The 5,070-nt window shown below is 75.1% G+C and carries 6 protein-coding genes; 2 read left to right on the top strand and 4 right to left on the bottom strand.

Going from position 1 to position 5,070, the window contains the following annotated elements; genetic code table 11:
• Nucleotides 1–81 precede the first annotated feature (81 nt).
• Nucleotides 82–1,374 carry an aminotransferase class I/II-fold pyridoxal phosphate-dependent enzyme gene (locus RZ84_RS30065; RefSeq protein WP_078894343.1) on the bottom strand — a complete coding sequence of 431 codons (1,293 nt, stop codon included), beginning with the start codon at nucleotides 1,372–1,374 and terminating at the stop codon, nucleotides 82–84.
• Between the two features lie 227 nt (nucleotides 1,375–1,601).
• The gene (locus RZ84_RS30060) at nucleotides 1,602–2,072 is read right to left on the bottom strand and encodes a GNAT family N-acetyltransferase (RefSeq protein ID WP_043267434.1); all 471 of its coding nucleotides are present in this window, start codon (nucleotides 2,070–2,072) and stop codon (nucleotides 1,602–1,604) included.
• A 196-nt stretch (nucleotides 2,073–2,268) separates the two neighbouring features.
• Here RZ84_RS30060 and RZ84_RS30055 point away from each other — a divergent pair, with 196 nt between their 5' ends.
• Both RZ84_RS30055 and RZ84_RS30050 read left to right on the top strand, forming a co-directional pair.
• On the top strand, nucleotides 2,269–3,084 hold the full coding sequence (locus tag RZ84_RS30055) for a class I SAM-dependent methyltransferase (RefSeq protein WP_043267432.1): 816 nt from the start codon (nucleotides 2,269–2,271) through the stop codon (nucleotides 3,082–3,084).
• Nucleotides 3,085–3,179: 95 nt separating this feature from the next.
• A complete protein-coding gene (locus tag RZ84_RS30050) occupies nucleotides 3,180–3,533 on the top strand; it encodes a VOC family protein (protein ID WP_043267430.1) in 354 nt (117 codons plus the stop codon).
• A gap of 59 nt (nucleotides 3,534–3,592) precedes the next feature.
• Here the strand turns inward: RZ84_RS30050 and RZ84_RS30045 are convergent, their stop codons facing one another.
• Together RZ84_RS30045 and RZ84_RS30040 are read right to left on the bottom strand one after the other, a co-directional pair.
• Nucleotides 3,593–3,979: a YfgM family protein gene (locus RZ84_RS30045; RefSeq protein WP_043267428.1), complete on the bottom strand. Its 387-nt coding sequence runs from the start codon at nucleotides 3,977–3,979 to the stop codon at nucleotides 3,593–3,595.
• Nucleotides 3,980–4,069: 90 nt separating this feature from the next.
• Entirely contained in the window at nucleotides 4,070–4,975 is a 906-nt protein-coding gene (locus RZ84_RS30040; RefSeq protein ID WP_043267426.1) for an arginase family protein, read from the bottom strand.
• Nucleotides 4,976–5,070 lie beyond the last annotated feature (95 nt).

Raw genomic sequence — 5,070 nt, 5'->3', positions numbered from 1 at the left:
GCTTGCGCGGCAGCCGCCGCACCACGGGCATCGGGGGCACCGCAGGGCACGGGCGCCGCGGCACCCGGAAGGACCGGTGGATCAGCTGTCCCCGCCCCCGTCCCCGTACGAGCCCCCGTCCGCGTACGCCTCCCCCTCCGGTCCGGGCAGCCCGCTCGCCGCGCCCACCCCGGCGACTCCCCCCAGCCCCTCCAGCACCCGCGCCAGCGACGCCAACGCGGCCCGCACATGCGGCAGTTCCAGCGGATCCGGGGCGTCCAGCACCCGCTGCCGCGCCGCCGCGTCCGCACCGAGCAGCGCGTCCACCCCCAGCCGCACCCGCAGCGCCTCCGGATCGTCACCGAAGCGGTACCCGCCACGGGCCGACCAGGGCGCCAACTCGCTTTCCAGAGCGGGGGATTCGGTGATCCCGCGGGCGGCCAGCGGTCGCCGCAGCGGCTCCAGATCGGCGTAGAGGTGGCTCCCCGAGTGGGGCGGCCGGCAGAGCGCACCGGCCTCCGTCAGCGTGTGGTGCAGCGCCTTGGCGAGCACCCCGTACACCCGGGCGGCGGTCGCGATACGGTCCCGTACCTCGTCGGGCTCGCGGAGCGCATGGGTGACCGCGCAGGCAAGCGGTCCGGGGAGCGGGACGTGCAGCCCGGCGAGCACCGTGCGGGTCGCGTCCCGGAGGACCTCGCCCCGCCGGGTGCCGGGGAAACGGGCCAGCGCGACCGGCCAGCAGGCCGGCACCAGCGCGGCCCGCAGATCGGTCAGCACCACGACCTCACCGGGCAGCATCTCGGCGGGGCTGAGCACCACGGTGTCGTGCGGGTCGTGCAGCAGATCGCGGCGCGACTCGTCGCTGATGACCCACAGCCCCTCCTCGGCCGCGGCCTCGCACACCTCGTGCAGCTGTTCCGGCGGCGGGCAGGTGCCGGTCGGGTCGTCGGCGACGGACAGGACCAGGACGCGCGGGGTGTCGCCGTGCATACGGGCCCGCCGCACGGTCTCCAGCAGCGCGAACGGATCCGGCACCCCGCCCGATTCCGCCGGTACGGGCGCCAGATGCACCGGCCGCCCGAGCAGCCGGGCGGGCGGCGCGTACCAGTCGGAGCAGGGACGCGGCAGCACCACCGCGCCGTCCGCGGCGGCGTACAGGGCGAGCAGCAGCGCCGCCCCGGGGGCGGCGAGCACCCGGTCGGCTGGGGTGAACAGGCCGCGGCGCTCCCAGTAGCCGCAGGCGGCGGCGCGCAGCGGCGCGGAGCCGCCGGGGGGTTCGGGCGCGGTGCGGCCGGCAGCCGCGGAGAGGTGCGCGGCGAGTTCCGGGAGGACCGGCAGGCCCACCGGCGGGTCCGGATCCGGCTCCCGCTGCGGATCCGGGGCGGTCCGCTGCATCCGTACCTCCACTCCACGGCGGCCGGTCGATCGTGGGCCCATCACATGATGGGCGGCCCTGACCACCTTCGCAGATCACCGGCGTGGCGGCGGGGGACGACACGTCAGCGGAGGGTGGGCGCTGGTCCGGTGGGACGCAGTGCACGCGGGACCAGGCGGCACACGGGGCCGGACGGGGCACCGGTTCGCTCGTGCGTACGACTCGCCGGCAGCGGAGCGGGCCGGCGCTATCCGGCCGGCACCACGCGCGCCGGCGCCTCGTACCGATGCACCTCGACCACCTCCACCACACCGGCCGCTCCGCCCACGGTCCATTCCTGCCGCTCGGTGCCCCGCCGTACCCAGCCCCGGCGCTCGTACAGGGCGACCGCCGCGGTGTTCGTGGTCTTCACCTCCAGTACGAGCCGCAGCCCGCGGGCCGCCGCCTCCGCCTCGACCGTCGCCAGCAGGCGCGCGCCCAGGCCGCCGCCGTGCGCGGCGGGCGACACGTACAGCCGGCTGACCTCGCCACCGCACAGCGCGGCATGGCCGGCCACCGCGCCGTCCACCTCCGCGACCCAGGCGGCCGTCAGCCCGTCCGGCGTCAGCCAGCGCGCCGGGTCGGCGGGCCAGTGATGCGGATAGCCGCTGCGGGTGTGCACCTCTGCCAGCACGGCCACACAGGCGTCGAGGTCGGCGTCGCTCCGTCTCCTGATCATCCGCGCAGACAACCACAACTCCCCGCAGCCGTCCGCCCGTTCATCCTCCTCGCCTCCTTCAGCTGCCCACATAACGAGACGCCACTCTCGCGATACGAGACACAGGCGTACGGTGGGGACACCACGCCGACGGGTGGACGCACCGCGGGCCACGGCCCCTCGCGCGTCCGCCCCGCCCTACGCGAAGGAGCCGACCATGGCGCACGAGTCCGCCGTCTACACCCACGGCCACCACGAGTCCGTACTGCGCTCCCACACCTGGCGCACGGCCGCCAACTCGGCGGGATACCTGCTGGATTCGCTGAAGCCCCATATGCAGATCCTGGACATCGGCTGCGGTCCGGGCACCATCACCGCCGACCTGGCGGCGCTGGTGCCCGACGGCCGGGTCACCGGCCTGGAACACGCACCGGACGTCCTGGACCAGGCCCGCGCCACCGCCGCCGCCCGCGGAGTCGGGAACATCACCTTCACGGTCGGCGATGTCCACGCACTGGACTTCCCCGACGACACCTTCTGCGTGACCCACGCGCATCAAGTCCTCCAGCACGTAGGCGATCCCGTGCACGCACTGCGCGAGATGCGGCGCGTCACCAAGCCCGGCGGCATCGTCGCCGTCCGCGATGCGGACTACGCGACCATGACCTGGTACCCGGAGGTCGAGGGCCTGGCCGACTGGCTGGACCTGTACCGCCGGGTGGCCCGCGCCAACGGCGGGATGCCGGACGCGGGACGCCGGCTGCACGCCTGGGCATTGGAGGCGGGCTTCGCCCAGGAGGACATCACCGCCACCGCGAGCGCCTGGTGCTACCGGACCCCCGAGGAACGGGCCTGGTGGTCCGGGCTGTGGGCGGACCGCACGGTCGCCTCCTCCTACGCCGGGATCGCGGTGGAGGGCGGCCACGCCACGTCGGACGACCTGTCCCGGATCGCCGCGGCCTGGCGGGAGTGGGGCGCCCGCGAGGACGGGTGGTTCGCCGTGCTGCACGGCGAAATCCTGTGCCGGGTCTGACGAAAGATCAGTTCCGGAGGTGCGCCCTGGCCCTCGGAGGGCCTCCGGGGGCCAGGGATCGCGCACCCGCGGCCGATCCAACTAGGCTGATTCACATGGACATTCTGGGGACCTCACTGCGGGTGTGCGTCGGCGATCTCGACGCCGCGATCACCGTGTACGAACGACTGACCGGCGCGGAGGCGATCCGCTTCCAGCGCGGCGGTGTGGCGGTCGCGGCCGTCGGCTGCTTCTTCCTCATGAGCGGCCCCGAGGCGGAGTTGTCGGTCCTGCGGAAGATCACCGCGACCATCGCCGTCAAGAGCGTGGAGGACGCGGTGGCCGATCTGACGGCGGTCGGCGCCGAGATCATCGCCGGCCCGCTGTCCACCCCCATCGGCCGCAACCTGATCGCCCGGCATCCCGACGGCTCGGTCTTCGAGTACGTCGACCGCGCCCAGGACGCCTAGGATCCCTGCGGACTCCCGGGCTCCTCCCTCCGGTTCGCCACCGCTCTCCACGGGCCGCCTCAGCCCCGCACCGGCCGCATCCGGCACTCGTAGCGCTCCGGCAGCGGATGCTCCCGGCGTGCCCTGGCGGCGACGTCCTCGGTGACCGGGCCGTCCCCCGCCACGATCCGCTCGCCGATCGCGTACCAGGTGTCACCGATCGCCTCGTCGCCCTCCCTCAGGTCGGCGATCTCGAAGCCCTCGTCGAAGATCTCGCGGGCCGCGCGCGGCCCGCCCTGGGCGAGCAGGACCCGGGCACGCAGCAACCGGAAGCGGCCCGCGGCGAGTTCGGCCGGGCGCAGCGCCGCCAGCGTTGCGGCGGCCTGCTCGATGCGGCCGGCCGCGAGCAGCGCGGGCACCGCCTCGCGGGCGAGTGCGGGCAGCACCGCCCGCCGGGCCCGTGCCACGGCCGGGTCGTCCTCCGTGGCCGACGCCGCGGCGCGGGCGAACGCCTCGGCGAACGGGTCGGCGGCATGGCGTCGCGCGGCCCGCCGCGGTCAGGGTTGCGCGAAGACGCCTTCCAGGAGGTCGGCGAGGAGCACCGCCCCGGCTCCCGTGGGGTCGCGGTCCGGGTCGTAGATGGTCACATCGACCCCCGCACAGCGCGGCGAGGCGGCCAACGGCGCCAGCAGCGCCCGGAGTTCGGCCACGGACAGCCCACCGGGATCGGGGCTGTCCACCGCCGGCATCACGGACGGGTCCAGCACATCGGCGTCCAGATGGATCCAGAACCCGTCGAGCGGGGAGTTCTGGAGGTGCCCGAGCGCGGCCCGCGCGACCGCCTCCGGGCCGCGCCGCCGGATCTCGCCGACGTTGCTGCAACCGATGCCGAGCCGGCTCAGCTCCGGCTGGTCCTCGTCCGCGTCACGTACCCCCAGGAGCCGCACGTCCTCGTCGCGGACGTACGGCCGCAGGCCGTCGATGTCGGTCAGATCGGGCTGTCCCCGTCCGGTGATCTGTGCGACGCCCTCCCCCGCGGCGGCACCGACCGGACCCGACACGTCCGCGTTCCCCGGATGCCGGAAGTCACCGTGCCCGTCCAGATAGGCCACGCCGTACCGGCCCAGCCGCCGCAGCCCGAGCACGGCCCCCAGGAGGATGCTGCAGTCACCACCGAGGACGACCGGGAAGTCGCCGCTCCGTACGTGTCCCGCCACCCGCCGCGCCAACCGCACGCTGTACCCGGCGATCGCCGCGGCGTGGAAGACCCCGTCCCCCTCCCGCCACTCCCCCAGGGCGTAGCGGGGCGGCACCACGACCCCGCCCTCCAGCGCCCCGAGCCGCCGCAGCAGCCCCTGCTCCCGCAGCGCCCCGGCGAGCTTGCAGCAGCCGGGCACGGCGCCGGGCGCGGGGGGCCGTAGCCCCAGATTGGACGGGGCGTCGATCAGTACGTTCCGGCGCATACGGGGATCGTAACGGCCCTCAGGGGAACGGCCGTTGGTTGCCGGGGGTTGCAGGGAGATCCCGGTCGAGCGCCCCGCCGGCCCCGGTCCGGTGG

Source organism: Streptomyces sp. CT34 (assembly GCF_000805335.1).
Classification (GTDB): Bacteria; Actinomycetota; Actinomycetes; order Streptomycetales; family Streptomycetaceae; genus Streptomyces.
Note: the sequence above shows the minus strand (reverse complement) of the source record. Positions and strands in the feature narration are given on the sequence as shown.

Coding starts and splice junctions, on each gene's coding strand:
- RZ84_RS30065 (WP_078894343.1), bottom strand. CDS start 1,374: ATGCAGCGGACCGCCCCGGATCCGCAGCGGGAGCCGGATCCGGACCCG.
- RZ84_RS30060 (WP_043267434.1), bottom strand. CDS start 2,072: ATGATCAGGAGACGGAGCGACGCCGACCTCGACGCCTGTGTGGCCGTG.
- RZ84_RS30055 (WP_043267432.1), top strand. CDS start 2,269: ATGGCGCACGAGTCCGCCGTCTACACCCACGGCCACCACGAGTCCGTA.
- RZ84_RS30050 (WP_043267430.1), top strand. CDS start 3,180: ATGGACATTCTGGGGACCTCACTGCGGGTGTGCGTCGGCGATCTCGAC.
- RZ84_RS30040 (WP_043267426.1), bottom strand. CDS start 4,975: ATGCGCCGGAACGTACTGATCGACGCCCCGTCCAATCTGGGGCTACGG.